Source organism: Sphingopyxis sp. LK2115 (genome assembly GCF_014595975.1).
Taxonomy (GTDB): Bacteria; Pseudomonadota; Alphaproteobacteria; order Sphingomonadales; family Sphingomonadaceae; genus Sphingopyxis.
Map to the genome: position 1 here is coordinate 1 of NZ_JABWGQ010000043.1, position 25,548 is coordinate 25,548.

22 protein-coding genes and 4 pseudogenes are annotated in these 25,548 nt (G+C 64.7%); 7 read left to right on the forward strand and 19 right to left on the reverse strand.

Features of this window, described 5'->3' with window-relative positions; all coding sequences use genetic code 11:
- Positions 1–24: 24 nt before the first annotated feature.
- From HUW43_RS08565 to HUW43_RS08630, 15 genes and pseudogenes are all read right to left on the reverse strand, one after another.
- Positions 25–660, reverse strand: coding sequence for a cytochrome c3 family protein (locus tag HUW43_RS08565; protein WP_188237014.1), 636 nt, complete (start codon positions 658–660; stop codon positions 25–27).
- A complete protein-coding gene (locus tag HUW43_RS08570) occupies positions 660–1,385 on the reverse strand; it encodes a hypothetical protein (RefSeq protein ID WP_188237015.1) in 726 nt (241 codons plus the stop codon). Before HUW43_RS08570 ends, HUW43_RS08565 begins: the two co-directional genes overlap by 1 nt.
- Entirely contained in the window at positions 1,385–3,271 is a 1,887-nt protein-coding gene (locus HUW43_RS08575; protein WP_188237016.1) for a 2Fe-2S iron-sulfur cluster-binding protein, read from the reverse strand. The genes HUW43_RS08570 and HUW43_RS08575 overlap by 1 nt, the downstream gene beginning before the upstream one ends.
- Positions 3,272–3,299: 28 nt before the next feature.
- On the reverse strand, positions 3,300–3,659 hold the full coding sequence (locus HUW43_RS08580; RefSeq protein ID WP_011542741.1) for a hypothetical protein: 360 nt from the start codon (positions 3,657–3,659) through the stop codon (positions 3,300–3,302).
- Between the two features lie 54 nt (positions 3,660–3,713).
- Positions 3,714–3,932 (reverse strand): hypothetical protein, encoded by a 219-nt coding sequence (locus tag HUW43_RS08585; RefSeq protein ID WP_041383334.1) that lies wholly within the window; start codon positions 3,930–3,932, stop codon positions 3,714–3,716.
- Between the two features lie 45 nt (positions 3,933–3,977).
- Positions 3,978–4,394: a heavy metal-responsive transcriptional regulator gene (locus HUW43_RS08590; RefSeq protein WP_011542742.1), complete on the reverse strand. Its 417-nt coding sequence runs from the start codon at positions 4,392–4,394 to the stop codon at positions 3,978–3,980.
- A gap of 196 nt (positions 4,395–4,590) precedes the next feature.
- A complete protein-coding gene (locus HUW43_RS08595) occupies positions 4,591–4,953 on the reverse strand; it encodes a hypothetical protein (RefSeq protein WP_011542743.1) in 363 nt (120 codons plus the stop codon).
- Positions 4,954–5,088: 135 nt separating this feature from the next.
- The gene (locus HUW43_RS08600) at positions 5,089–5,988 is read right to left on the reverse strand and encodes a ribose-phosphate pyrophosphokinase (RefSeq protein ID WP_188237017.1); all 900 of its coding nucleotides are present in this window, start codon (positions 5,986–5,988) and stop codon (positions 5,089–5,091) included.
- Positions 5,985–7,529 (reverse strand): thymidine phosphorylase family protein, encoded by a 1,545-nt coding sequence (locus HUW43_RS08605; RefSeq protein WP_188237018.1) that lies wholly within the window; start codon positions 7,527–7,529, stop codon positions 5,985–5,987. The genes HUW43_RS08600 and HUW43_RS08605 overlap by 4 nt, the downstream gene beginning before the upstream one ends.
- The gene (locus tag HUW43_RS08610) at positions 7,526–8,884 is read right to left on the reverse strand and encodes an MBL fold metallo-hydrolase (RefSeq protein ID WP_197410133.1); all 1,359 of its coding nucleotides are present in this window, start codon (positions 8,882–8,884) and stop codon (positions 7,526–7,528) included. Before HUW43_RS08610 ends, HUW43_RS08605 begins: the two co-directional genes overlap by 4 nt.
- Positions 8,885–9,276: 392 nt before the next feature.
- Positions 9,277–10,125, reverse strand: a pseudogene (trbG, locus tag HUW43_RS08615) (P-type conjugative transfer protein TrbG); the annotation flags it as partial.
- A pseudogene (gene trbF / locus HUW43_RS08620) lies at positions 10,122–10,493 on the reverse strand (conjugal transfer protein TrbF); the annotation flags it as partial. The pseudogenes trbF and trbG, both read right to left, overlap by 4 nt.
- A gap of 64 nt (positions 10,494–10,557) precedes the next feature.
- Positions 10,558–11,523, reverse strand: a pseudogene (gene trbL, locus HUW43_RS08625) (P-type conjugative transfer protein TrbL); the annotation flags it as partial.
- Positions 11,522–11,947, reverse strand: a pseudogene (locus tag HUW43_RS15685) (type IV secretory system conjugative DNA transfer family protein); the annotation flags it as partial. The pseudogenes trbL and HUW43_RS15685, both read right to left, overlap by 2 nt.
- Before the next feature lie 359 nt (positions 11,948–12,306).
- A complete protein-coding gene (locus HUW43_RS08630; RefSeq protein ID WP_058456001.1) occupies positions 12,307–12,627 on the reverse strand; it encodes a DUF736 domain-containing protein in 321 nt (106 codons plus the stop codon).
- A 924-nt stretch (positions 12,628–13,551) separates the two neighbouring features.
- Here HUW43_RS08630 and HUW43_RS08635 point away from each other — a divergent pair.
- Genes HUW43_RS08635 through HUW43_RS08665 form a run of 7 tightly spaced genes read left to right on the forward strand, consistent with a single transcriptional unit; the run spans position 13,552 to position 22,679 of the window.
- Entirely contained in the window at positions 13,552–14,043 is a 492-nt protein-coding gene (locus HUW43_RS08635) for a hypothetical protein (RefSeq protein WP_188237021.1), read from the forward strand.
- A 59-nt stretch (positions 14,044–14,102) separates the two neighbouring features.
- Entirely contained in the window at positions 14,103–15,386 is a 1,284-nt protein-coding gene (locus HUW43_RS08640) for a TolC family protein (protein ID WP_188237022.1), read from the forward strand.
- A complete protein-coding gene (locus HUW43_RS08645) occupies positions 15,383–16,624 on the forward strand; it encodes an efflux RND transporter periplasmic adaptor subunit (protein ID WP_188237023.1) in 1,242 nt (413 codons plus the stop codon). Before HUW43_RS08640 ends, HUW43_RS08645 begins: the two co-directional genes overlap by 4 nt.
- Positions 16,625–16,664: 40 nt before the next feature.
- The gene (locus HUW43_RS08650) at positions 16,665–19,871 is read left to right on the forward strand and encodes a CusA/CzcA family heavy metal efflux RND transporter (RefSeq protein ID WP_188237029.1); all 3,207 of its coding nucleotides are present in this window, start codon (positions 16,665–16,667) and stop codon (positions 19,869–19,871) included.
- Positions 19,872–19,930: 59 nt separating this feature from the next.
- Complete coding sequence (locus tag HUW43_RS08655; RefSeq protein ID WP_188237024.1) at positions 19,931–20,653, forward strand: HupE/UreJ family protein; 723 nt, start codon at positions 19,931–19,933, stop codon at positions 20,651–20,653.
- A gap of 16 nt (positions 20,654–20,669) precedes the next feature.
- Positions 20,670–21,284, forward strand: coding sequence for a transmembrane anchor protein (locus tag HUW43_RS08660; RefSeq protein ID WP_188237025.1), 615 nt, complete (start codon positions 20,670–20,672; stop codon positions 21,282–21,284).
- Between the two features lie 60 nt (positions 21,285–21,344).
- A complete protein-coding gene (locus tag HUW43_RS08665) occupies positions 21,345–22,679 on the forward strand; it encodes an MFS transporter (RefSeq protein WP_188237026.1) in 1,335 nt (444 codons plus the stop codon).
- Positions 22,680–22,790: 111 nt separating this feature from the next.
- On the opposite strand, the gene HUW43_RS08670 is transcribed toward HUW43_RS08665, so the two are convergent.
- The 4 genes from HUW43_RS08670 to HUW43_RS08685 form a co-directional block, all read right to left on the reverse strand.
- Complete coding sequence (locus HUW43_RS08670) at positions 22,791–23,234, reverse strand: hypothetical protein (RefSeq protein WP_188237027.1); 444 nt, start codon at positions 23,232–23,234, stop codon at positions 22,791–22,793.
- Positions 23,215–24,153, reverse strand: coding sequence for an asparagine synthase-related protein (locus HUW43_RS08675; RefSeq protein ID WP_188237028.1), 939 nt, complete (start codon positions 24,151–24,153; stop codon positions 23,215–23,217). Before HUW43_RS08675 ends, HUW43_RS08670 begins: the two co-directional genes overlap by 20 nt.
- A complete protein-coding gene (locus HUW43_RS08680) occupies positions 24,153–24,794 on the reverse strand; it encodes a lasso peptide biosynthesis B2 protein (protein WP_082657704.1) in 642 nt (213 codons plus the stop codon). Before HUW43_RS08680 ends, HUW43_RS08675 begins: the two co-directional genes overlap by 1 nt.
- Before the next feature lie 61 nt (positions 24,795–24,855).
- The gene (locus HUW43_RS08685; protein ID WP_137865550.1) at positions 24,856–24,990 is read right to left on the reverse strand and encodes a benenodin family lasso peptide; all 135 of its coding nucleotides are present in this window, start codon (positions 24,988–24,990) and stop codon (positions 24,856–24,858) included.
- Positions 24,991–25,548: the final 558 nt, after the last annotated feature.

The following is a 25,548-nucleotide window of genomic DNA, read 5'->3' on the forward strand; positions in this document are numbered from 1 at the left end:
GATGGCCCACGGCCACAGCCGAAATTACACCACCTTGACGGACGCGACCCGCTGCGAAACCATGCTGAAATGCTCCATATAGTGGCTCGGCGGCGCCCGGTGGCATTCGGAGCAGTTCCGGGAATTGGTCGAGGGATGCCGGTAGCCCTCGACGCGCCAGCTGTCGGTCGCGTGGCAACTCGCGCAGCGCGTTCCGAAGAGGCCCAGATGAGGGTCGCGAATGGAATGGCAACCAGCACAGGCGAGCACGCCTGTCACCGCACCGCCCGCGGTTGTGGCGGCGGGGCGCTGCGACCATATTCCCGGTTTGAACAGGGCCTTGTGATCCATGCGAATGAGGCTCTGTCTGCCCGCATGCTCGACGTGGCACGAGGTGCATTGCGAGGCCGAGGCGTGGAATTGGGTCGATTGCTTGTTTCCGAAGTCGGTCGCGGCATGGCAGCTCTTGCATGTCTCCCCCGTCACGCCAGCAATGGGGGTGTGGCAGTTTCGGCACGATCCTGCGAGGCTGCGGTGGGCTTCGGATAGGGGACCCGGCGAAACGAGCTGCGCGACCAGGCCGGCCTGCGGCGGGGCGTTCGACCGCGACAGCGCCGGCAGCCCAAGCAGCACGACGAGCAGGCTGGTCGCGAAAAGGGCCGGAAGCAGCCAGTGGCGCATCATGGCCAGCGAAGACCAAAATAGACCGCGGCAGCGATATGGAGAATCACGAACGCGTAAAGCAGCGAACCGGCCACGATATGAAACCATCGCCAGCGTGCGAAGAGCACTCCCGTCACTTCCTCTGCCCGCACGGCATATTCGGTGTCGGAAATGGCGGCGGCAAGCTTGATCGCGTCCCGCGGTGGAGGTTCGGCAGGCTGGTTTGCGCCGGTGAAGACATATCGAAGCCAGCGTGGCGGCTCCTGTGTCTCCCCAACTTCGGCCGGCGCCGCCGGAATGTCCAGAAAGGCCGACTGGAGCGAAGCCAGTTCCGACTTGCGGCCGCGCAAGGCCCTCGCAAGTTCGCCGAGGAGATAGCGTCCGACAAATCCGCTTGCAACGGTGAGGAGGAGGAGGCTGGTTAGCATGAGTCCCAGCGGACTCGCGAACTTGTGCGCCGTGTGAAAAAGGGCGAAGAAAGCTCCCAGGACGCCAGAATAGATATGAACGGCAAGGAGCGTCGGCTTCCGCACATAGCGTGTAATCCGACGATCGAGGAGCGGGATATGTTTGACCGCCACATAGGGAAGCGTCAGCAGCATGCACAGGGCTGCAAGGATGCCGAGCAGACCGCCACCGAGGCTGCCGGGGAAGCGCGGGGATGCGTGAACGAGAAATCCAGCAGGAAAGACCAGAATGAACCCCACCAGAAGCACCATCAATGTGTCGCCGCGTTCGCGCATCAGGCTTCAACCACGATCGGCTTGCCGCTGCCTTTGGCCTGGCAAGCCAATATATAGCCGTTCGCCTTGTCTTCCGGCGCCAGACCCGCTTCGTTCGCCATCGTGACTTCACCGTCGAGCAGCTTGGTGACGCATAGCCCGCAGTCTCCGGAGCGGCAGGAATAGGGTATCTCGACTCCGACCCCCTCGGCGGCTTCGAGCACGGTCTGATCGTGAGCCAGTGCGGCGGACACACCCGACAGAGCGAACGTCACCGAAGCCTCGGCAACCCCTGTGGAGGGCGCGGGCGGCGCGGCTGGAGGCTGTACCATGCGACTTGCATCGTTGCCGGGCTGGTCAGGCGCCTCGACCGGATCAATGGGCAGCGATGCCGGCCCAAAGGCTTCGGTATGAAGTTGCGCTTCCGGCACGCCGAGCTCGGCCAGCTCCGCCTTCATCGCCGCCATCATCGCCGGGGGACCGCACAGGTGGATGCGGCGGCGCGCGATGTCGGGGACAGCCGAAAGCAGCATGTCCCGCGTCAGGGGGCCGACGGCGCCATGCCAGACCGTCCCTGGCGAGCGCTCCATTGCGGCGAAGACATGCAGATTGTCATGGAGCCGCTCGAGCCGCTCGATTTCGTCGCGGAAGACGAACTCGTCCGTGGACCGAGCGCCGTAAAGGAAGAATATATCGCCTGGCCAGGCGGTGTCGGTAAGATAGCGCAGTACCGACATCATCGGCGTGATTCCGACACCGCCCGCGATGAGAACGATGCTATCCGCGGTCGTCCCCGTGAAGATGAAGGTCCCGAAAGGGCCCGAGGCTCGAACGAGATCCCCGACAATGAGCGTGTCGTGCAGGTGGCGGGACACCGCCCCCTGCTCCTCGCGCTTCACCGTCAGTTCGACATAGGCCCGCTGTGTCGGTGACGAGGCGATGGTGTAGGATCGGCGGGCACGCTTGCCGGGCTCGGGCTCGACCTCGATCTGCAGAAACTGACCGGGCAGGAAATCGAAAGGCAGCCGGTCGGCTGAGGGATCAGCGAGACGGAAGGTCCTGATGGTCGGCGTCTCCCGGATGATCCGCGTCACCCGCAGCGGTCCGGTCCAGGGCCGGGGCTTGCGCAGTGAAGCACCGGCCGGGGCGGGCGCGTTGCTTGGCGCGAGCGTTCCGGTCGTCGCGGCCTGTATCTCCGGAACAGCGGCCAGCGAGGGCTGCGGGTTGACGACCTTCGCGGCTCCTTTCCCAGCTGCGACGATCCGCCGGATGCGCTTGAGGCGAAGGAGCTGCAGCGCGGCGAGGCCCGTACTCAGCAAGAGGAGGAACATCATCAGCAGCAGGTGGGAGGGTGACAGGCCGAAAGGATGGGCCGCGTGCGTCTCGTCCGGCTCGATCGACAGGCGATCGCGGAACCAGTTCATCGCGGCGCCCTCCGGCTTTTCGGTCCCGGCGAGGGCCATCCGGGCAGCCGCACCGCTATCGAGAAGATCGCTGCCTTCGCGAAGATTGCGCACGGCGGCGATTTGCTCGGTCGCCGTTTCGGCGTGCGCGGCTGCGCGGGCAGCCTCGGAGATCAGCATCAGCCCTCGATGCGACCGTTGCTCGGCTTGCCGCAGCAGGGCCTGCCTCGCCGCGTCATCGAGTGCCGGTAGCGCGAGCAATTGCGAGAAGAAAGGAGACTGGCGGCGGCCACCATGCTCGCCTTCCATCCTCTCGCCCATCATCGATTGCATTTCACCCGCAGGCTGCATCCCGGACGACGCCATGCTGCCAGCCGCCACACCGCCAGCCGGCGAGGCACTCCCATGATGGGCGGCATGCTCGTCGGCGTCCTCCGCATGGACGATCGATGCCGTCAGAAACGTCATCGCCACGCACAGGCCGAAGCGGAATGATTTCTGCATCTTTGGTCACCCCGCCCGGCGAATCTGCTTACATATGCTTCATCGGCGCCGACTGATCGGTCGTGGTCTGATCCGCGGGCTGCATATTGCCTTGCCCCGCCCCACCCTTGCGCATCTCGTCATGGTCCATTTCCTGACGATGATGGCGCATCATTTCCTCGTCCATCGCGTCATCTTCATGATCCATGGCATCGGGCGCGGCTGGCGCGGCGGATGAGGCATCGGTGGACGGCGTGGAACCAGCGCCACCGGCGGTTGCGTCGGGGGTTGCCGAGGCGGCGTCCGCGGCCTTGTTCTCGGCCTTGTCTCCACAGCCGGCGAGCGCGAGTGCCGCTGCGAGCGCGACACCATATCCAGCCCATTTCAGGTCGATTTTTCGGTTTGTCATGGCATTATCCCTTCCTCGAACTAGTCCGGGTGGCCATCGGCCACCCGGACAAAGTCATTTCGCGTCGCGCAGAATCCGCTGGCAGCGGCCGTGCGACAGGTTCATCGGATTGAAGCCCTGGCGTTTCATCTCGCCATGGTCATGGCGCTGATCGAGCCCCATCTTCTCTTCCATGGCCCGGCAGCTATCGACTTCGGCCTGAGTGGCCCGGGTCGTGACGCAGCCTCCGAGAAGGAGCGCGGGGGTGAGCAACAAAATGGAATATTTCTTCATAAAAATCCCCTATTTTCAATGTTGTAATATGTTCCCCTGCGAACGCTATTTTTTTGGTCTTCGTTTTTCCGCCAAGAATGCGATTATGTTGCAGTCGGAGACCGGCGCCTCTCGCGGGCAATTGTCGGCGAGGTCCTGCAGCACATCCCGAATCTCAGTCAGCTTCCTGACCCGCGTTTCGGCCTCCCGAACCTTGTCGAGCGTGATCGCAAGCACGGCCGCCGCGGTGGCGGTATCCGATGCCTTGAGGGTGAGAAGCTGGCGCGCCTGTTCGAGCGTGAATCCGAGTTCCTGCGACGCGCGAATGAAGTTGAGCCGCTCAAGGTCCCCGTCGCTGTAAAGGCGATAGCCGGCCGCGGTACGGCCCGGGGCCGGTAGCAAGCCCGTCCGCTCATAATAGCGTATCGTATCGCGCCCCACGCCCGCGGCTTCGGCGAGCTTTCCGATCTTGTAGCTTCCCATGACATCCGCTCGCTTGTGCAGGTTGGACCATGGTCCAAGGTCAAGAGACATTCGGCATTGGAGGCGGGCTATTGCCGGTTCATGCCTCCAACGCGGGTCCGACATCCGGGCCACGACGCGGCGTGGTCCTATCCGCGCGCGAGGAGGAGGGGAACATCTCCCCCGGTCCTCGCTCGCGCTACGGAAAGGGCCGGACTCAGTCCTTGCGAAGCTCGACGATATCGTTCTTGGCCAGCTTGCCTTCGGCGATCGTGACATGGGCGAAATGGTCATCGTAAATATGGTCGATGGTCACCTGGCCGACCCGCTTGCGATGGAAGGGAGCAACATTGCCCTTCGATGCCACGGGACCCGGATGCCGGACGTTTCGATAGACTTCGAGCGTCTGGCCGACTTCGGCGCCATCGGCCTTGCCGATGCAGACCACGGTATTGCCCGCGCTGGTCTCGACGATCGAGCCCCGCATGAAGAAACTGTGCCCGATGCCCTGGGCGAACGCCGGGGCGGCCGCGAACATCGAAATGCCTGCCGCCGCGATCATGATGCTTTTCCTGATCATCTTGAACTCCTTCGGGCCGCTGCCCTGACTGCCTGTCGAAGAATCCTGTTCTTCGGCAACAGGACTAGGGTCCAGAGTCCAAGCTCGACATACGTAGTGTTCGCAACTTCGGAAAATACCTAGATATCGGCCGCTTTATCGATCGGGTTTGGCGAGGAGGCGCTGCACGCCTTCCGCGACGACCGGCTGCAGGCTGATGGCGTTGCTGGAATGAGCGACAGCATCGGTACTGACGATACGCCCCGCCTCGGCGGACAGTGCCGCGAAGGCGCCGCGAGCGAATAACGGATGCACGATGACGCATTCGGGCGGCGGAAAACCAGCCTCTCCTATTCCCCGCGCCGCTTCGATCAGCGTGCGGGCCGATGACGCGATATCGTCGACCAGAACCGGGGTGCGCCCTGTATGCGCCGAGAGATCGGGTAGCGCGATCCTGACGTCGCGATCGCCCAATCTCAGCTTGCTGCAAACGGCGTGAGGGGCACCGGCGCGGCGTGCGATCGCGCTCGCCCATTGTTCGCTTTCGCTGTCGGGACCGATGATGAGCGGCCGCTCGACATGGGTTCTGATCCAGTCGGAAATCGGCGCTGCGGCATGCACGGCCTCGGCCCGAATATCATAGATGTCGCCGAGCGAGGCATATCGATGAAGATGGGGATCCGCCGTGACCAGCCAGTCGACGGCGTCCGAAATGCGGCGCGCGAAACTGCGCGAGCTGATTGCCTCGCCATTCTGAAAACGCTGGTCCTGGCGCATGTAGGCAAGATATGGGGCTACGAGGCCTACGCTGAGGGCGCCGAGCTCGCGGGCCGCGTCGGCTGCGATAAGAAGCGGAACCAGCTTGGTATCGGGGCGATCCAGCGTGCAGACGAGGACGATGTCGCGGCCGGCAACCTCGGACAGGAGCCGCAAATAGGTCTCACCGTCCGGAAATCTGCGGGTTTCCATCCGTCCGACCTCGCCCCCGAGCAGGCCCGCGAGCCCAACCGCGAACTTGCCGTTACCGGGCAGCGGCAGGAAGATTGGCGGGGTCATCGGTCGGATAGCTCGAGAATGGGGCCAGCGGCCTCGGCATAGGCCAGCGCATAGGCCAGCTCGCCCTGGCTTTCGGCGTGCACTGTGAAGAGGGGCGTTCCTGTTTCGACTGCGGAACCGAGCCGGACGTGCATTTCGAGGCCAGCACTTTTCGCGGCCGGCGCGCCTGCAAGTTTGGCGAGCTTGGCGAGCCTGCGATTGTCGATCGCCGAAACGCATCCCGGCTGCTGCGCAGTCATCACATGGCGATGATTCGACTGGGGCGGTGTCCGCATACCGCCCTGCGCCTCGCAGATTTGCTGGAATTTGCTCCAGGCTGACCCGTCGGCCAGCACTTGAGCGGCCAGGGCCGCACCGGTGCCGGGACTGGCGCGGCCCGCGAGTTCGATGAGCGCTCCCGCCAATTCGCAGGCGCGGCGGGCGAGATCGGGGGGTGGATCACGTCCCTCGAGCACAGCCAGGATGTCGCGCGCCTCGAGAGCAGGGCCGATTCCCCTGCCGATAGGTTCTTGACCATCGCCTTGCATCACCTTGAGGACCAGGCCGAACTCCGCTGCGACCTTCTGCAGCGCTCCCGAAAGTGCGGCGGCATCGGCGGGTGAGCGGACCTTTGCCGTCGGGCCGATCGGCATGTCCACGACGAGATGCGTTGCGCCGGCCGCGAGCTTCTTGGACAGGACCGAGGCGACCAGTTGGCCCGCCGCATCGAGATCGAGCACCCGCTCGACACCGATGATGATGTCATCGGCCGGACTGAGCGAGACGGCGCCGCCCCACACGATGCACCCGCCTTCGCGGTCGACGACACGTCGGATCGCGTTGACGTCGAGATTCACCGGCGCGAGCGTTTCCATGGTGTCGGCCGTACCTGCCGGAGAGGTGATCGCTCGGGACGATGTCTTTGGCATGATGAGGCCCAGCGCGGCGACAATCGCGACCACGATCGGGGTGGTCCGGTTTCCGGGCAGGCCTCCCACGCTGTGCTTGTCGACGACGACGTCCGAACCCCAGGCCAGCCGCTCGCCGGACGCGACCATGGCACCGGTCAGCGCCACCGTTTCCGCATGATCCAGAGGGAAGGCGGAGCAGGCCGTTACGAAGGCGGACAGATGGACGTCGCTATACCGGCCAGCAACGATATCGTCGACGATCGACCGAAAGGCCGCGCCATCGAGACGATTTCCATACACGCGACCGCGTAATGCTCCGAAGGAATCGATGGGCGGTGCGTGGCGCACACTGACCGCATCGCCGGGGGCGACCCCAAGCGCCGCGGCGGCTGATTCCGAAAGGCCGATCTCCCCCGGCGCGATCATTTCGCCGGACGAATGCAGGAGCGAGGCCAATATCTCCCGCTCCCCTGCCTGGATCAGCACCTGGCTGCGCGCCGCAAGACCTTCCGAGCGGCATATGTAGCAATCGGTTCGCATGACGACGGCCGGTTGCTGCTGTGGCAGGAACAGGCCGAGGGGCCGAGCCCGTAGGCGATGGGGTGCCATATTCTCCGACGCGGGTCCGGTATCCGGGGCGCGGTGGGTCATTCGAGCACCACCCGATCGCCAAGGCCGGGTATCTGGCAAGGCCAGCCGAGCTCGTCGCCGATGCGCCGCGCAAGAGCGGCCGCGGCATCGGGCTCACCATGGGTGATGAACGTCATCCGGGGCGCCCGTACGAACTGGCCGAGCCACTTCAGTATCTCGTCGGCATCGGCGTGCGCGGACAGCATCGAAAGATTGCGCACCTCGGCTCGCACGGGAACCTGTTCGCCATGGATCTTGACGCTGGGAGCACCCGCCACCATTGCAGCGCCGCGCGTGCCGGACGCCTGGAAGCCGGCGAACAGAATGAGGTTGCGGCCATCGGGCGCATAGCGTTTGAGATGGTGGAGAACGCGGCCGCCTGTTGCCATTCCGCTTGCCGAGATGATGACCTTGGGCACCGGACTCATTGTGAGAGCCTTGGACTCTTCGACATCGCGAACATAGCGCGCGACCTTGCAAGCGGCATCGCATTCCGCTTCGCTCAGCCTGTGGTCGCCGGCATGGCGGCAGAAGATGCCGCTCGCGTCGATTGCCATCGGGCTATCGAGATAGACGGGAACATTGCTGATCCGCCCCGCGGCGCGCAGGCGTGATAGATGATAGAGGATGGATTGGGCCCGGCCGACGGCGAAGGCCGGAATGACCACGGTTCCGCCGCGGCGAACACAGCGCTCGATGGCATCGCCAAGGGCCGCTACGGCATCCAGCGCCTCATGGCTCCGGTTGCCATAGGTCGATTCGACGATCAGATAATCCGCTTCCACGGGAGGCGAGGGATCGAGCATGACCGGATCGTTGAAGCGGCCCAGGTCTCCCGAGAAGAGGATCGTGCGGTCACGCCATTTGAGTTCGACGAATGCCGCCCCGAGTATATGTCCGGCACGATGGAAGCGAAGTTCGGCGCCCCCTGCCACCGAACGATATGCCCCGAAGCGAACCGGATCGAGATAGTCGAGCGCCACCTCGGCGTCCTTCTTCGTGTAGAGAGGAAGCGCGGGCTTGTGGCGCGAATAGCCGTGGCGATTGGCGAACACCGCATCATTCTCCTGGAGAAAGCCGCTGTCGGGCAAGAGGAGGCCGCAAAGGTCCGCAGTGGCGTCGGTGCACAGAATCCGGCCGCTCCAGCCTTCCTTCACAAAGCGCGGAATATAGCCCGAATGATCGAGATGTGCATGGGTCAGAACGATGGTGTCGATGGCCCGGTGGTCAGAGAGCGCCGGCTCCCAATTTCGTTCGCGAAGCTCACGACCACCCTGAAACAGGCCGCAGTCGATCATGATCTTCGCGCCGCGATCTCCGAGAAGATATCGCGAGCCGGTCACCGTACCCGCCGCCCCGAGAAACTCGATCGAGATTTCCTCGCCAGCGTCCCGTTCGCCCGCGCCGCCGAATGGCGCTCGCCCTTCCCCTGTCTGCATCGTCTCTACCCAGCCTGTTGAACCATGGGCTGAGGAGATCGCCGCAAATGACCGGGCCGGGAATACGCAATAACCGCAAAGACGGAGCCAAGCAAACCGGCGGTTCGCCAGCCATCCACCCTTATAATGCGCTCAATCCCTTGCCGGGCGCCGCGCCGCTAGACCAGCCGCATCGCGGCGATGATGGCGATGGCGGCGATGGCAACCCAGCACAGCCAATATCCCGCTCGCTGCCACCATGGGGGGTTATAGCCGCCTGCAGCGAGAAGGCGGCGTGTTCCGACCATGGCAAACAGGTGGGCTATGAGGCCGATGGCCAGCAGCGGCCACGAGCGCCCCCGCACGCGGCCGACGCGCTCGATAACCACCTCGCGCGCCGCGCGTCCGGCACCCATCCGAAGCTGTCCGCGTTCGAACAGGCGATCGGCGATCATGAAGCGGCCATGGACGCGGTAGTTGACGAGCTCGGCCTCGCCCTTTTCACCGACCGCGAACAGCGGGGGCATATCGCCCGTTGCGACGCCTTCGCCGAACTCGATGAAGAGCTGGCGCCCGTCATCGAAAACGCGCACCGGTCGCCAATCCGGCTTGTCGCCCGACAGCCGGTAACGAAAGTTGAGGGCGCCAAGGTCGAGCCCTGCCGCGACCGGCGCCGCCCGCTCACGCTCCACCTCCGCAGCACGCAGCGCGATCAGCTCGGCTTCCGGATAGGACCAGGACACCGACGCCATATAGGTCGCGGGCGTCGCGCGCAGCTCGATGTGATAGGTCCGGCGGCTCGTGTTGATGACGATATTCGTCATGATGTCGGCCCGCGTTGGCTTCACGAGGATGTGCACGCGGCGACTCGCTCCGCTGCCGCTCACCGTGTCGCCGATGATCCAGCGGACCGTGTCGCCGGCAGCCACCGGCCCCGGGCCGACAAGCTCCTCGCCCTCCTGCAGCACGATGTCAGTGACCTGCCCCGGCGACGCATAGACCTGATACAGCGCGCCCTCGGCCCAGGCATATTTCTGGATCGCGTTGAGGAAGGTCGCGCGATCGGGCTGCACGCGCGCCGCGTCGTTGGCGCGCCCGACATTCTGTTTCGGATCGCGACCTTCAGCCCCGAGGGATGGCGACGCCACGCCGAGCGCAGCGACACCCGCGAGCAGCGAGATACGGGAAAAGGCCTTCATTGGCTGAGCTCCTTCGACCAGGAAATAGCGGAAACAAACACTCCAAGCGGATTGCGGCGGAGGGCATCGGGAGTGCGCGGCGGCACATGGGTGACGGTAAGAATGGCCGACCAGCGCGACGTCTCGATCAGGCTGCCGTCCTGATAGCGACGCTCGGTCCAGGCGATGCGGAAGCTGTCCTTCGAGGCGCGGATCACGCTCGAGACGTCGACCGCGACCTGGACCTTGCCGACCTCGGAAAAGGGGTCGTTGTTGCGGGCATGATCGTTGAGCGCCTGAGCCCCCGCCGCGGTCGTGAAATCATAGGCGCGGAGCCAGTCCTTGCGCAGCACCACCGGGTCGGCCGGGACCGAACGCACATGCTCGATGATAGGGGGTGACCGGCTCGGGGGCGCGGCCATAATGGTTGGTCGGTCTCTTGAACATGATCGGTCAGTCCTTTTCGCTGATGTCGGGAGCCGAACCGCCGCCGTGGCTGTCGCCGCCCTTCAGGGTCTGGGCACCGATGGTGGCGCCCTGCGTCACCATCTGGCGGCGGCGCATTGCTGCGGCCCAGGCGGGCGGCGCATCGGCGGGCCGGGCCGGCGCCGCGCTATCGGCAGGCCCGTCCCGCCCGGCCTCGAAGTTCGCCCGAAGCTTCTCCGCCGCGCGGCGGAGCGGGGACGAGGCGCCGCTCGCAGCGCTGCGCGCGACATTTGCCAGGCCGGAACCGACCGCCCTTGCCCCGCTCTTCCCGGCCGCTCCGGCGGAATAGGCTGCCGACGCGCTCCCCGCGCCACGGGCGCCCGCTGCCGCGGCGCCCCGTGCAGCAGTGGCCGCCGTGCCGCCCGCAAGCGTCGCGCCAGCGGCACCGGCGGCGAGCGTCGCGCCCGCCGCGACCGTGGTCCCGGCGGCGGCGCCGGCTCCGAGCTGCGGTCCTCCCGCCACGATGCCGTTCGCGATGCTGGGGCCGAAGATGCCGAGTCCAAGGAGCGTGAGCGCACCGAGCGCGATGGCCATCGCCTGCTCGATATCGGGCTCGGGGCCGATACCGGCGTCAAGAAAGCGATCGAATAGCGTCGTGCCAATCCCGGTGATCACCGCGAGGACGAGCACCTTGATGCCAGACGATATGATATGCCCGAGGACGCGCTCGGCCATGAATGCCGTGCGCCCGAAGAAGGCGAAGGGAATGAGGACAAAGCCCGCGAGCGTGACGAGCTTGAACTCCAAAATCGTCACGAAGACTTGCACCGCGAGGATGAAGAAGGCGAGCACGACGATCACCCAGGCGACCAGCAGGATCATGATCTGGACGAAGTTGGTGAATAGCCCGACCGGTCCGAGAAGATCGGCACTGGCGTCGAGCAGCGGCTCCGCCGCATCAAGGCCCGTCGCGGCGACGACGCCGGGACGCATGGACGCCCGCTTCGCCGAGATGCGCGGTCGTCTGCATGATCCGCAGCGTCGTCGCAATTCCGCGGCGCGGGTCCGACAGGAAGGCCGCGACGCCCGCGAGCGACTTGTCCTCCCCGGCATAGAGGACATGCAGGATCGCGCCGACGAGGAGCGAGTGGCTGGTCTTCTCCCAATGGTTGCGTTTCTCGAGGCTGCCTTCAGGATCGACGAGCACGTCGGCGACATTTTGCACGTCGCGCACTTCCCATTCACCCCGCCGCACTTCGAGCAGCGGGTTGTAGGCCGCCGAGCCGGTGTTGGTCGGATCGAAGAGCAGGACGCGGCCGTGCTTCGCGCGAAAGCCCGCGGTCAGCTGCCAATTCTCGCCCTTGATGTCGTGGACGATGCAACTGCCGGGCCAGGTCAGCAGGGTCGGAACGACGACCCTTCACGGGTTGATTGAAGGAGGCCGGGCCTCGGCCAAGGGATCAGCGGCAATCGAGAGCGGGGATGACCCGCCCCCATGCGGCAGCGCCCCCCCATGCCGCCCCATCGCACCCTTGCTTCCGCTTCCCGGCGCCTGACCGAATACGCACCGACATGGCGAACCAGCGAACCTTCATGCCGATCGGATCATGATTTTCGAAGCGCCGCGACATGCGGCCCGTCAGGGTGATCCCCAACGCAGTTGCCCATTTCGCCAAGGGTCTGCCGGGCCGAACATGCCGAACGGCGGCCCGAAGACCGCCGTCCATCGACAGATGGGAGAAACCGGCTCCGCCCGAGGGCGGAGCCGGGTGGCCGTCAGGCCGGCGGATTCCAGATGATGACCTTCTTCATCGGGTCGTCGCCCGGCGCATTGGCGACATTGCCGTAGATGGTCCCGAATTCGGGGGCCGACATGGTCACCGACACATATTCGGCGCCGTTGCTCTGCGAAAAGCGCTTCCAGCCGGCGCCGAGCTCGAAGCCGTTCTTGCGGCTGAGGATGCGGTAATCGGGCTCGTTTTCCTTGGTCTTGCGGCCATTGGGCACGATGGCGATCGGCGCAGTGACGTTGAGGGTAGCCAGCGTGCCTTCGAAGCTGCCGTCGGCCTTGACGTTGAGGTTGGCAATGGTGGGCATATCAAATCTCCTTCGCTTGCTCGGGGGACATCCCCGATGGCGCCGGAAGAAGGGGCCGCGAGCTGCCGTCACCGAGCGGCACGCGAGGGCGAACCCCGCATGGGGTTGACGGTCAGAGGCGAGCCGGACCCGCAAAAGGGCGACAGGAGGGGGTGACCTCGGGCAGGCCAAGGAGCGTTGGCCACGCTGCCGAAACCCAGCCTACGCGCATTGCACCATCTGGTCCCGGCGGGCTCGGTCGCCGAGGTCCCGCAAGGGCCTTCCCCGCGACCCACAAGAGAAAATGGTACGATCCTCAGTGCGACCGCGGACGGCGGAGAGGGCCGGATGTTTTGGAGCAAGCCAGGCCAACAATTGCCGCCCCAGGCCCTGCAATCATTCCACAGGGCCTCGACGCCAGCGCGAAGCGCCCGAGAAGAAGGCGCTCTTGGCGAGCCCGCGGCCGGGCGGCGTGCGCGCGGGCCTGGGGGCCAGCCGCCGTCCGGCAAGGAGTGTGAGCCGAGTGCGCCGCGCGGCCCAAAACAACGCGCGGCCCCTGGCGCCGCCCGCCGGCGCCAGAGCACGCCCAATTCAGCCGCGCTCGATTTTGCCGGCCAGTTTCCGGACGTTCAACCGTTGTGGCGAATGACCGGCCCTGGCTCCCCGCAGAGGCCGCACGGTCCTCTCAACCGTTCGAAACCTCCGGTCCCGCTCGCCGAACTGGTGACGACGCTCGCCTGTGCGATCGACGGGAGGTCGAGCCGGTCCGCGATACATTCGTCGCAAAGCGGCGTCCCGTCCATCCTGCGGACCAGTCCTGCCACTCGTTCCGCTATGGTCGGCCGCTTTGTCATGATGCTGCGATAGTTAGGCAGTTCGACAAACGGAAGCCCCCAGCGAGATTGGCCGATTACGAACTGTCCGTTTTCGGTGCGATCCAACGAAATGCTGCCGTCCAACATGCTCTGCTTGTCAATTTCGACGCTCCCAATTACACGCGAGAGTGTGCTCACTCGTAATGCCTCCCGTCTTGACCGTCTGATCGCTGCGCTATGCGTCGCGCTCATGATGTTCTATGCGGCAACGGCGCCGGCCAAGGCTGCCGACCAGATCGAGCACAGCCCCGCCTTCATGGTCTGGCACAACCATGGCGACGTCGGTAATTTTACGCTCGACGCGGTGCATGACAGTCACGACGAGCATGCCGATCATCATGACGATGCGCCTGCCGATGAAGAAGCGCCCGCCGACCATTTGGCGGGTGGACATCATCATCATGGCGACACCGGCCCCAATCTGCTCGTTCCGAACGCAGCGATGGCGGGAGCAATCGCTCCCACTGCGGCGCTGCTTGGCATCGGCAAGGACCGGCAATTTTCTGGCCTGAGTTCCGTCGGGCCCGAGCGACCTCCCAGAACCTTCTCGCTGACCGTCTGAGTTCTCGCGCCTGCTGAGGCGAGAGATGTTTCCACGCCTTTCAGCGAGGCCATTATCACATGTACTTCAAATCTCGAGCGCGCCTCGGCGCGCATGCTATCCGCAGGGCCCTGCTCTGCGGAGGCGTCCTGCTGGCTGCGAGCGCACAGCCTGTCTGGGCGCAAAATCTAGGTCTCGACGAAGCGCTATCGCGCGTCGCGACAGGCGATCCCGCCATTGCCGCGAACGCCGCGCGCCTCGAGGCCGCGGACGCCGCCATATTGCAGGCCGACGTCCGGCCACGCGATGTCGTCGGGGTCGACTTCGAGGATTTTGCGGGCACCGGTCCCTATTCTCCGCTCAATCGCTCGCAGACCACCGGCTGGTACGAGCGAACCTGGGAGCGCGGCGGCAAGCGCGAGGCGCGCATCGGCGCCGCGCGCGCCGACGTGGCGGTCGTTGGCGCGCAAAACCGTGTTCGACTGCTCGACCGGCTCGCGCGCGTGCAGGCGGCGTGGGTCGAAGCCCTTGCCGCCGAAGCTGCGATCCCCGTCGCGGAAGCCCGGCTCGCTGATCTGAAGCGCGTCGAACTTGACGTCGTGAAGCGGGTCACCGGCGCGCTTGATCCGTGGTTCGCCGCCGAGCGCGCGCGGACGAACGTGACACAGGCCGAGATCGCGGTCGAACAGGCGCGCGAGAATTCCCGCATTGCTCGTACCGCCTTGGCGGCCTGGTGGGGCGGAACGGGCGATTTCAAGCTAGATCCGGCGCTGTTCCAGAATGTCGAGATAGCCGTTCCGGCAGGCGGCGAGTCTGTCGATATCGCAGTCCTCAACGCCGAACTCGCGGCCGCCGGTGCGAAGGTGAAACTCGCGGAGAGTGGCAATATCGCCGATCCGAGCGGTCGCGTCGGGCTTCGCCATTTCGGGCAAGGCAATGATCTTGCCCTGATGGTCGGCGGCTCGATCCCGCTGGGCACGAAAAGCGCAAACCGCGGCAACGTGCTTCGCGCCGAAGCCGACCAGCGCGCGATCGAGGCGGAGATCGCGGTGGCGCGGGTCGAGATCGAGCGCGAGATCGACAAACTCATCGCCGACCGCCGGCTGATCGCGGCGGAGGTCAGGCGCATCGACGCCGAGGTGCTGCCGAGCGCGCGGCGCGCGACCCGCCTCATCCGCGACGGGCTGGCGCGCGGCGGCACTGCGTTCACCTTCCTCGAATATGCGCAGGCGCAGGCCGCCGTGAACGAAGCGCAGTCGCGCCGCGTCGACCTGCTGCGCCGCTTTCATTTGCTCGGCGTGCGGCTCGACCGGCTGACCGGTCGCCACACCCCCCTTCTTGCCAAGATGGAGACGATCCGATGACCAAATATCTGCTGGGGGCGGCATCGGTCATTGCCCTCACCCTTCTCGCCGCCTGCGGCGAGACCGCCACACCCGAAAAGGAAGGCGCCAAGGCCGCAGCCGGCGAATATGAGCGCGGACCACATCGCGGCCGCATGCTCCGCGACGGCAATTTCGCGCTCGAAATCACCATTTTCGAGGACGGCGTCGAGCCCGAGTTCCGCGTCTATGCCTATCGCGACGACAAGCCGATCAAGCCCGGCGAGGTCAAGCTGTCGATCCAGCTCGGTCGCCTCGGCGGCAAGACCGACACATTCGCCTTTGCGCCGCAGGAAGACTTTTTGCGCGGCAATGGCGTCGTGACCGAGCCGCACAGCTTCGATGTCCGCGTGCAGGCCTCCGAAGGCGGTCGCAATCACAAATGGGCCTACCAAAGCTATGAAGGCCGCACGACGATCACGCCCGAAGCCGCGAAGGCCGGTGGGCTGAAGGTCGAGACGGCGGGCGCCGCGACGGTCAGCGATCTGATCGATATGGGCGGCCGCGTCGAGGTCACGCCTGAAGGCCGCGCCGAGGTCCGCGCGCGGCTCCCCGGCCTGATCGTCTCGCTCAATGGCAAGATCGGCCAGCAGGTGCGCCGCGGGCAGGTTCTGGCCCGCGTCGAATCCAGCCACTCACTTCAGACCTATTCGATCACGGCACCGATCAGCGGCACCATCGTCGAGAAGAATGTCAATGTCGGCGATACGACGGGCGACCGCGCGCTGTTCGCGATCGCCGATCCGACGAACCTCCATGCCGAGTTCTTCGTCTATCCGCGCGATGCCGAGCGCGTGCGCGTCGGCCAGCCGGTAACGCTTAAAAGTTTGTCGGGCGAAGGTACGATCCAGAGCGTCGTCGAGGCGGTGGTCCCGACCGCCGACGTTGCAAGCCAGACGCTGCTTGCGCATGTGCATCTGCCGGCATCGGCGGCGAGCGCCTTCCGGCCCGGCATGGCGGTCGAGGGCAGCTTCGCCGTCGCACAGGCCAATGTGCCGCTGGCGGTGCGGACCAAGGCGATCCAGCGATTCCGCGACTTCGAGGTCGTCTTTGCGAAGGTCGGCAACACCTATGAGGTGCGCATGCTCGAAATCGGCCGGCGCACGCCCGAATGGACCGAAGTGCTCGGTGGCCTCGAACCCGGCACCCAATATGTGACCGATGGCGCGTTCCTGATCCGGGCCGACATCGACAAGTCGGGAGCGAGCCATGACCACTGAGATCGCACCCGAGACCGCCCCGCCTCCGGGCAAGCCGGCGCTGCTCGAGCGCCTCATCGCCGGTTCGATCCGCTTTCGTTGGGCTGTTCTGGCCGTCGTCGCGCTGCTCTGCGCGGTCGGCGTCTGGAGCTTCCAGAAGCTGCCGATCGACGCCACCCCGGACATCACCAACGTCCAGGTCCAGATCAACAGCGAAGCGCCGGGCTTCTCGCCGCTCGAAGCCGAGCAACGGGTGACCTTCCCGGTCGAGACCGCGATCGCGGGCTTGCCAGGTCTTCAATATACGCGATCGATCTCGCGCTATGGCCTGAGCCAGGTCACCGCCGTGTTCGAGGACGGGACCGACATTTATTTTGCGCGGCAGCTCGTCAACGAGCGGCTGCAATCGGCGCGCGAACAGCTCCCTGCCGGGGTCGCCCCGGAGATGGGGCCGATCGCGACCGGGCTCGGCGAGATCTTCATGTATACGCTCGAAGCCGATCCGGGTGCGCGCAAGCCCGACGGAACTGCCTACACGCCTGAAGATCTCAGAACCTTGCAGGACTGGGTCATCCGCCCGCAGCTCCGCAACACACCCGGCGTTACCGAGGTCAACAGCATCGGCGGTTATGAGCGCCAATATCATGTGACCCCGATCCCCGCCCGGCTCTCGGCTTATGGGCTCACCCTCAGCGATGTCGTGCTGGCGCTCGAGCTCAACAACGACAATGTCGGCGCAGGCTATGTCGAGCGGTACGGCGAGCAATATCTCGTCCGTACGCCCGGCCAAGCCAATGGCATCGAGGATCTGAAGGCGATCATCGTCAGCAACCGCAACGGCATCCCGATCCGTGTCGCGGACGTTGCCGACATCAGTCTGGGCGAGGAACTGCGCACCGGTGCCGCGACCGAAAATGGCAAGGAAGTGGTGCTTGGCACCGTCTTCATGCTCGCCGGCGAGAATAGCCGGATCGTAGCGCGCGCAGCAGCCGAGCGTCTGGAGATCGCGGCGAAGGCGCTGCCCGCAGGCGTGAAGGCCGTGCCCATCTACGATCGCACCAATCTGGTCGAACGCGCGATCTGGACGGTCGAGAAAAACCTCCTCGAAGGGGCGCTCCTCGTCATCGCGGTGCTGTTCCTGCTGCTCGGCAATATCCGTGCGGCGCTGATCACCGCGGCAGTCATCCCGATCTCGATGCTGATGACAATTACCGGCATGGTCCGCGCCGGGGTGTCCGGGAACCTGATGAGCCTCGGCGCCCTCGACTTCGGGCTGATCGTCGACGGCGCGGTGATCATCGTCGAGAACTGCCTCCGTCGCTTCGGCGAAGCGCAGCACAAGCTGGGCCGCTTGCTGACCCGCGACGAACGCTTTGCGCTCGCCGCCTCGGCAAGCTCGGAGGTCATCCGTCCCTCGCTGTTCGGCGTGCTGATCATCGCACTCGTTTACGTGCCGATCTTCGCGCTTACCGGCGTCGAGGGGAAGATGTTCCACCCGATGGCCATCACGGTCGTGATGGCGCTGACGGCGGCGCTCATCCTCTCGCTGACCTTTGTCCCGGCGGCGATGGCGCTCTTCGTCAAGGGCAAGGTCGAGGAGAAGGAAAGCCGTCTAATGAGGTGGGCGCGCCACGCCTATGCCCCGGCGCTATCCGCTGCATTGCGGCTCCGCGTGGCTCTCGTAGCCTGCGCGGTCGCGCTGGTGGCGATTGCGGGCCTCGCTGCGACGCGGATGGGTTCGGAGTTTGTGCCGAACCTCGACGAAGGGGATATCGCGCTCCACGCGCTTCGTATCCCCGGCACGAGCCTCAGCCAAGCAGTGAGCATGCAGACCGCGCTCGAAGCACGGATCAAGCAGTTCCCCGAGGTCGACCGGGTGGTCGCAAAGATCGGCACGGCGGAAGTCGCGACCGATCCGATGCCGCCTTCGGTCGCCGACACCTTCATAATAATGAAGGACCGCAAGGACTGGCCCGATCCACGCAAACCGAAAACCGAGCTCGTTCAGGAAATGCAGGCGGCCGTCGCGCAGATTCCGGGTAACAATTACGAGTTCACCCAGCCGATCCAGATGCGGTTCAACGAGCTCCTCTCGGGGGTTCGCGCCGATGTCGCGGTGAAGGTCTTCGGCGACGATCTCGACACCTTGCTCGAGGTTGGCAAGTCGATCGAGGGCGTCGCCGCCGGGATCGAGGGTGCTGAGGACGTCAGCGTCGAGCAGGTCACCGGCCTGCCGATGCTGCAGATCACGCCCGACCGCGGCGCGCTTGCGCGCTTCGGCCTCAATGTGAACGACGTCCAGCAAGCCGTCGCCGTCTCGATCGGCGGCGTCCAGGCGGGGCAGATGTTCGAGGGCGATCGCCGCTTCCCGATCATCGTCCGCCTGCCCGAGAATATCCGCGAGCGGGTCGACGAGATCGGCAGGCTCCGCATCCCGCTCCCGGGGAGCGGTCTGTCGGTCGATCCGGCAACGGGCATGGCGATGGATACGGGCCTTCGCGGTTTCGTTCCCCTCGCCGATGTGGCGAAGGTCGAAGTCGCAATCGGCCCGAACCAGATCAGCCGCGAGGATGGCAAGCGCCGCGTCGTGGTGACCGCCAACGTCCGCGGCCGCGACCTCGGCTCCTTCATCGAGGAGTTGCAGGCCAAGGTCGGCTCCGAGGTCGAAGTGCCGGCAGGCTACTGGATCACTTATGGCGGCACATTCGAGCAGTTGATCTCGGCGGCAAAGCGGCTCCAGCTCGTGGTGCCCGCGGCGCTGCTGCTGATCTTCGGGCTGCTCTACCTGCTGTTCCGGTCGGGCAAGGATACGGCGGTCGTCTTCTCGGGAGTGCCACTGGCGCTCTCCGGGGGCGTCGCGGCGCTGCTGCTCCGCGGCATGCCGCTGTCGATCTCGGCCGGGGTGGGTTTCATCGCCCTCTCGGGGGTCGCGGTGCTCAACGGCGTGGTGATGCTGAGCTTCATCAAGCAGCTGCTTGAGAGCGGCAGCGCGCTCGAAGAAGCCATCCGCGAAGGCGCCCTTACCCGCCTCAGACCGGTGCTGATGACCGCGCTCGTCGCGAGCCTCGGCTTCGTGCCGATGGCGTTCAACGTCGGCGCGGGTGCCGAGGTCCAACGTCCGCTGGCGACGGTGGTGATCGGCGGGATCGTCTCTTCGACAATCCTGACGCTGCTCGTGCTGCCAGCGCTCTACCGCATGATTCATGGCCGTGCGGAGAAGAAGGGCACGCCTCCGCCCGCACCGGCGACCGAACCCTTGCCAGCCTGACTTCAAGCTCTGCGCGCGTAGGTGCGCGGGGTCTTTCCCAATTCATGGAGACAATAGACATGCTTACCCGAACCATCGCCCCACCGGGGCCAGCAACCCGCAGGCTTTTGCTTGCTGCAAGCCTGATCCTCCTGACTCTCGCCGCCGGTGCCGAAGCCTGGGCCCACAATGTTGCCGAGGGTGACAAGGGCTATATCCAGGAGAGCAGCGGCGTCCTCTTCTGGCCCTTCGTCTATCTTGGCGCAAAGCATATGGTCACCGGCTACGACCATCTGCTCTTCCTCTTCGGCGTCATCTTCTTCCTCTACCGGATGAAGGACATCGGCCTCTACGTGACGCTGTTCGCGATCGGCCATTCGACCACGATGCTGTTTGGCGTGCTGACCGGGATCAGCGCCAACGCCTATGTCATCGACGCGATCATCGGGCTGTCGGTCGTCTACAAGGCGCTCGACAATCTCGGCGCCTATCAGCGCTGGTTCGGCTTCCAGCCGAACACCAAGGCCGCGACGCTGATCTTCGGCTTCTTCCACGGCTTTGGTCTCGCGACGAAAATCCTGGAGTTCGAGATCGCCAATGACGGGCTGATCCCGAACCTCCTCGCGTTCAACATCGGGGTCGAGATAGGGCAATTGCTCGCGCTCGGCGCCATCCTGATCCTCATGGGATACTGGCGCCGCACGCCCAGTTTCATGCGCCATGCCTTCGCCGCCAACGTGCTGCTGATGACCGCGGGCTTTGTGCTCGTTGGCTACCAGCTCGCCGGCTACGCCATCAGCTAAATCAAAGGAAATCACCATGTTCAATTCTCAGCGTCCCAAGCTCGAAGAGCTGCCGACGACCGGCCAGCTCCTCCGCGCCACCGCACTTGCGATCGCCGCTGCCGGCGCGATCCTCGTGACCGTCGTGCTGCCTAGCGAATATGCGATCGACCCGACCGGTATCGGCCGCCAGCTCGGCCTCACCCAGATGGGCGAGATCAAGGCGCAGCTTGCCGAGGAAGCCGCGCAGGATGCGGCAGCGGAAGCAGCAGGCGCAGCTCCTGCCGCAGTTGCAACCGAGACAGCCGCCGCGCCGAAGGCAGCGGAAGCCGGACAGCGCACCGACACCATGAAGCTCACGCTTGCTCCCGGGCAGGGCGCCGAGATCAAGGCCACCATGACGAACGGCGCGAAGCTGTCGTTCGACTGGTCGGTCGAAGGCGGACGCGTCAATTTCGACACGCACGGCGATGCGCCGGGGGTCGATTATCATGGTTATGGCAAAGGCAAGGAGACGGCTGGCGAGAAAGGCGAGCTCGTCGCCGCCTTCGACGGCAAGCACGGCTGGTTCTGGCGCAACCGCTCGGGCGCGCCAGTGACGATTACGCTGCGCACCCAAGGCGCCTATACCGACATCCGCCGCGTCGTCTGACGCGCGGCAGCCGACCTCCGGCCGGCACCCCCGGCCGGAGGATCAACGTAGGATCGATCCATGCTCGACGTGCTCGCGAACCGCACCTACCGTCATCTTTTCCTCGCGCAGCTCATCGCACTCGTCGGTACGGGGCTCGCGACGGTTGCGCTAGGTCTCCTCGCCTATGACATCGCGGGAGCCGACGCCGGAGCCGTCCTCGGCACCGCGATGGCGATCAAAATGGTCGCCTATATCGGGATCGCGCCGGTCGTCGGCGCCTATGCGAACCGCCTGCCGCGCAAGACCTTCCTCGTCGCGATGGACCTTGTTCGCTGCGCCGTCGCGCTGGTCCTGCCCTTCGTCGACCAGGTCTGGCAGGTCTATCTGCTGATCTTCGTCCTGCAATCGGCTTCGGCCGGGTTCACCCCGACCTTCCAGGCAACCATCCCCGACGTCCTTCCCGAAGAGAAGGACTATACCAACGCCCTGTCGCTCTCACGCCTCGCCTACGACATGGAAAGCCTCGCAAGCCCGGTGCTCGCCGCCGCGTTGCTCGGCATCATGAACTTCCACTGGCTCTTTTCGGGAACCGCGATCGGTTTTGCAGCCTCGGCATTGCTCGTGGTCTCCGTGACACTGCCGCGCACCACGGCCAAGGCTCAGGCGGGCCGCGTCTGGGACAAGACAACGCGTGGTGCCCGCCAATATCTCAAGACCCCGCGCCTCCGCGGCCTGCTCGCTGTCACGCTGGCCGCCGCGGCAGCAAGCGCGATGGTCATCGTCAATACGCCCGTGCTGGTGCGCGGCGCCCTCGGCCTCGATCAGAGCGCCGTCGCGATCACCCTTGCCGCGTTCGGCGGCGGCTCGATGATCGCAGCGCTGCTACTGCCGCGCCTTCTCGACCGCATAGCTGACCGGCGCATCATGATCACCGCCGCCTTCGTCATGACGGCAGTTCTCGGCGTGCTTGCCATCGCTTGGTCGATAGCCGACGCCGGGCAGCGCTGGCCGATCATCCTCGCGGGCTGGTTTGCGCTGGGCCTCAGCTACGCCGCGAGCATCACGCCCGGCGGCCGCCTGCTGCGCCGCTCGTCCGGCTCCGAGGATCGCCCTGCGCTGTTCGCAGCCCAATTCGCGCTCAGCCATATCTGCTGGCTGATTGCTTATCCGCTCGCGGGTCAGGTCGGCGCTGGTTGGGGGATGGGAACCGCCTTAGCGGCGAACTCCGCGCTCGCGGTTACCGGAACGCTGCTCGCGATTCTGATATGGCCCAACGAAGACCCCGAGATCGTCCCGCACAGCCACGACGATTTACCCGCCGACCACCCGCATGTTGTCGAGAGCCACGCGAAGGGCGAAGCGACGCATGCCTATGTGATCGACGAGCTACATCCGAGCTGGCCGGGGAGGTGATGGCCGATTGGAGCCTGTCGGCTTTGCGGCCGAGTATTCGGATAGCCGACATTCCCGGGCGCATCGGGGAGATGTCGTGTTGATAACACTTTCGGGCGGCGCTCCACGCATTTACTTGCCGGTAACGCTGATCCAATCGAGATCGAACCGTGCAAGATACTTGCGCAGTCGGTCGGCGTCATTTGTCGATGTGCGCTGCTCCCGGGAGGAGGCGAACAATTGCCGCCCCGCAGCGGAAAGGCTACCGCAGCTACGGCAGATACCAACGACATAGGCAAGCTGGACGCGGTCGAACGGATCGATTTGGGCTAGCTGATCTGGCGACAATAGAGCCTCGAGCCCATCCCCCACCTTCTTATCGCCCGCCCAAAGCGAATTAAGCCGGGACGCTTCCAACGCGACGGTGTCGACGTCAATGCGCCCGGTCTGACTCAGCGTAGCCATACGCGTAACACTGGCGGCCAGGTCGCGAAAATTACCGCGCCAGCGTGATCCGGGATCTTCGGCGAAGCGCAGATAGCGATCGCGCGCTTCCTTATTGAAGGTCACCCGCATTGGTCTGCTTGTAGAGCGGAGCAACAGGCCAAGGATGATGTGGCGCTGCCGAGACGGTGACGTCGATATCTTGCAGCTCGCGATACTCCTCGATCAGCAGGGTGCCGATCGACTCTGCAAGCGCCCGGGCGTACCGGCGCTCGTCTCCATCGAAATCGGGGCTCACCAGATTCAGACAGGTCAGACTTTTGGCCATAGTCGCTGCCGACGCCGCAACGATGGAGGAGTCGAGCCCGCCCGACACGCCGACCATGATTGAGGGGAAGCAGGTAGCCCATGCTCCGACGCAGTCCGCTATCGTGCGCCTCAATTCGTCAGTCACTTCGTCGGCGCCAGCGCCGGAACGGGCGACATGATCCCAAGGCGACCAATATTGCTCGGTCCGCAAATCATCCTGGTCGATGACCAGGCATTCGCCGGCGATCAGTTCTTCAACGTCCGATACACATGTCCGTCGCCCTCGAAGATCGCCACCCGCCAGGATGCGAGCGATCTCATCGAGATTTGCCGAACCAGGGGCGGGGTTCGCGAGGTCAGTAATCGATCCTGCAAGCGTCACGCGGCCGCGATCGCGGCGGACATAGCAAGGAAGAAGTCCCGATGGATCGCGAAATATCCGTACCGCACCCGCTGGGTCGGCATGGACCATGACGTAACCGCCCCAGTATTGTCTCAGCAGCCGTTGCGCATCATTGGCCGCAAGACCATCGCCCTCGCCGACTTCAAAGGCCTCGACCCGGCGGCTGGGTGGGCCTCTCGTAAAGAGATGACCGATAATGACGGTCCGTGGAGGTATCGCGATCGCCGGTTCGGCGGTCCATATCCTCACGCCAGAGATTTCGAAAGTCGGCGGGCCCTGTTGCTCCGGAGCCGGACGGTTGGTCGACATCTCGACCTCAATTCGAAACCCGCCGGCCATCAAACGGCAAAGATCGGTCGATAGTGGAGAACAACGTCCAAGGAGTCGGTCAGCACGGTATCACCGACCTGAACCCAGCTATGGGCGGCGAAGGGCATGGTGACGCCAAACACCAGCGAGGCTGCCACGCCGCGGCGCGCAAGCATCCGTGTCATGGCAATGCCGCGCACCAGGCATCGGTCATCTGATGACATATAGCGCTTGGCGCGCACGAATGCGGCGGTAATATCGCGGCAATCGTCCGCACCGGATGGCGCCAGTCGATCAGACCTGCGTCCTAGGCCGGTTACAATATCGCTAAGAGAATTGTTTTGAAGATCGCGGCGGGCTCTCCGCTGCTCCCAGATACAGGATATTGTCGCCGCCATCGAAGCCTTAGCCGACGGCTCATCAACGAGACTGCGCGCGGCCACCGGCGGGGGTATAGCAAGCCTAGGATTTCGGTCTGTATCGTCAGCGAGAAGGCCGAGACTACGTAAATGGTCTTCATCTGCAGAAGTCCCATGACCGGCAAGCACGAGGTCAAACCGTTCGACGGACTGATCGGTGAGAAGAAAATAGCGGTCGGCGAAGAGATCGAACAGGACGACGGCGCCATTGAAATGGCAGTGATGCAGGCCCGATCGCAGCATGGCGGACATTTCGATAATTGCGCGGGGCAATGCGAATGGCGTGCCGCATGCGAGCGGCACGCCACCGCTTTCAGTCGTCGGCCGTGATGCCGCCGGCGAACAGATAATGTTCGCCCTGATCTTCGTCGACCGGCCCGAGCGGCTCGATGCCGCGGGTTTCGACGCTGATGGCGCCGAGGTCGATCAGTTCGTTGAAGTCCTTCATCGCTTCTTCCTTCCCAATTCGCGACCAGAATGAGTCGCATTCGGGAAGTTATGCCTCGGGCAGAGTGGCATCCATTTTATAATCGAATAATAATCGGATACCCATCAATCTCCCAAAAAAGTGACCGAGCCAAGGAAACGCACGTCGGGGCGCGTACCACTACCTTTAGCTTTCGCCTGGACATGCGTAGCGGAACCCGGTCACACGCTTCAACAATTGCGAAGCGCGCGGTTTCATCCCCGATCGATTGAGCAATTCGCAACGACAACTGGAACCGGAATTGGATGTTTCCGTGAACTGCATCGATGTTCGACAGACAGGTCGCCCAGACACGGCCTGCGATAGCCGCAGCCACTTCCCATTCGTAGATGGCTTATGGTCGACCTTGCAGATTCTTTCCGATGCCACGATCCCAAGTGGTGACATTATGGGGACAAACCCCATCAAAGGCCGCTTTGTCACCAAACGTCGCAGTGCGCCTGGAGGTCTAAGTCACTGGAAAATGTATGAAAACTGGAGCGGGCGAAGGGATTCGAACCCTCGACCCCAACCTTGGCA

Coding starts and splice junctions, on each gene's coding strand:
- HUW43_RS08655 (WP_188237024.1), top strand. CDS start 19,931: ATGCTTACCCGAACCATCGCCCCACCGGGGCCAGCAACCCGCAGGCTT.
- HUW43_RS08665 (WP_188237026.1), top strand. CDS start 21,345: ATGCTCGACGTGCTCGCGAACCGCACCTACCGTCATCTTTTCCTCGCG.
- HUW43_RS08570 (WP_188237015.1), bottom strand. CDS start 1,385: ATGCGCGAACGCGGCGACACATTGATGGTGCTTCTGGTGGGGTTCATT.
- HUW43_RS08645 (WP_188237023.1), top strand. CDS start 15,383: ATGACCAAATATCTGCTGGGGGCGGCATCGGTCATTGCCCTCACCCTT.
- HUW43_RS08600 (WP_188237017.1), bottom strand. CDS start 5,988: ATGACCCCGCCAATCTTCCTGCCGCTGCCCGGTAACGGCAAGTTCGCG.
- HUW43_RS08595 (WP_011542743.1), bottom strand. CDS start 4,953: ATGATCAGGAAAAGCATCATGATCGCGGCGGCAGGCATTTCGATGTTC.
- HUW43_RS08660 (WP_188237025.1), top strand. CDS start 20,670: ATGTTCAATTCTCAGCGTCCCAAGCTCGAAGAGCTGCCGACGACCGGC.
- HUW43_RS08675 (WP_188237028.1), bottom strand. CDS start 24,153: ATGGCCGGCGGGTTTCGAATTGAGGTCGAGATGTCGACCAACCGTCCG.
- HUW43_RS08590 (WP_011542742.1), bottom strand. CDS start 4,394: ATGGGAAGCTACAAGATCGGAAAGCTCGCCGAAGCCGCGGGCGTGGGG.
- HUW43_RS08605 (WP_188237018.1), bottom strand. CDS start 7,529: ATGACCCACCGCGCCCCGGATACCGGACCCGCGTCGGAGAATATGGCA.
- HUW43_RS08565 (WP_188237014.1), bottom strand. CDS start 660: ATGCGCCACTGGCTGCTTCCGGCCCTTTTCGCGACCAGCCTGCTCGTC.
- HUW43_RS08685 (WP_137865550.1), bottom strand. CDS start 24,990: ATGAAGGACTTCAACGAACTGATCGACCTCGGCGCCATCAGCGTCGAA.
- HUW43_RS08575 (WP_188237016.1), bottom strand. CDS start 3,271: ATGCAGAAATCATTCCGCTTCGGCCTGTGCGTGGCGATGACGTTTCTG.
- HUW43_RS08680 (WP_082657704.1), bottom strand. CDS start 24,794: ATGTCCGCCATGCTGCGATCGGGCCTGCATCACTGCCATTTCAATGGC.
- HUW43_RS08635 (WP_188237021.1), top strand. CDS start 13,552: ATGCTGCCGTCCAACATGCTCTGCTTGTCAATTTCGACGCTCCCAATT.
- HUW43_RS08585 (WP_041383334.1), bottom strand. CDS start 3,932: ATGAAGAAATATTCCATTTTGTTGCTCACCCCCGCGCTCCTTCTCGGA.
- HUW43_RS08640 (WP_188237022.1), top strand. CDS start 14,103: ATGTACTTCAAATCTCGAGCGCGCCTCGGCGCGCATGCTATCCGCAGG.
- HUW43_RS08580 (WP_011542741.1), bottom strand. CDS start 3,659: ATGACAAACCGAAAAATCGACCTGAAATGGGCTGGATATGGTGTCGCG.
- HUW43_RS08670 (WP_188237027.1), bottom strand. CDS start 23,234: ATGCGGGTGACCTTCAATAAGGAAGCGCGCGATCGCTATCTGCGCTTC.
- HUW43_RS08630 (WP_058456001.1), bottom strand. CDS start 12,627: ATGCCCACCATTGCCAACCTCAACGTCAAGGCCGACGGCAGCTTCGAA.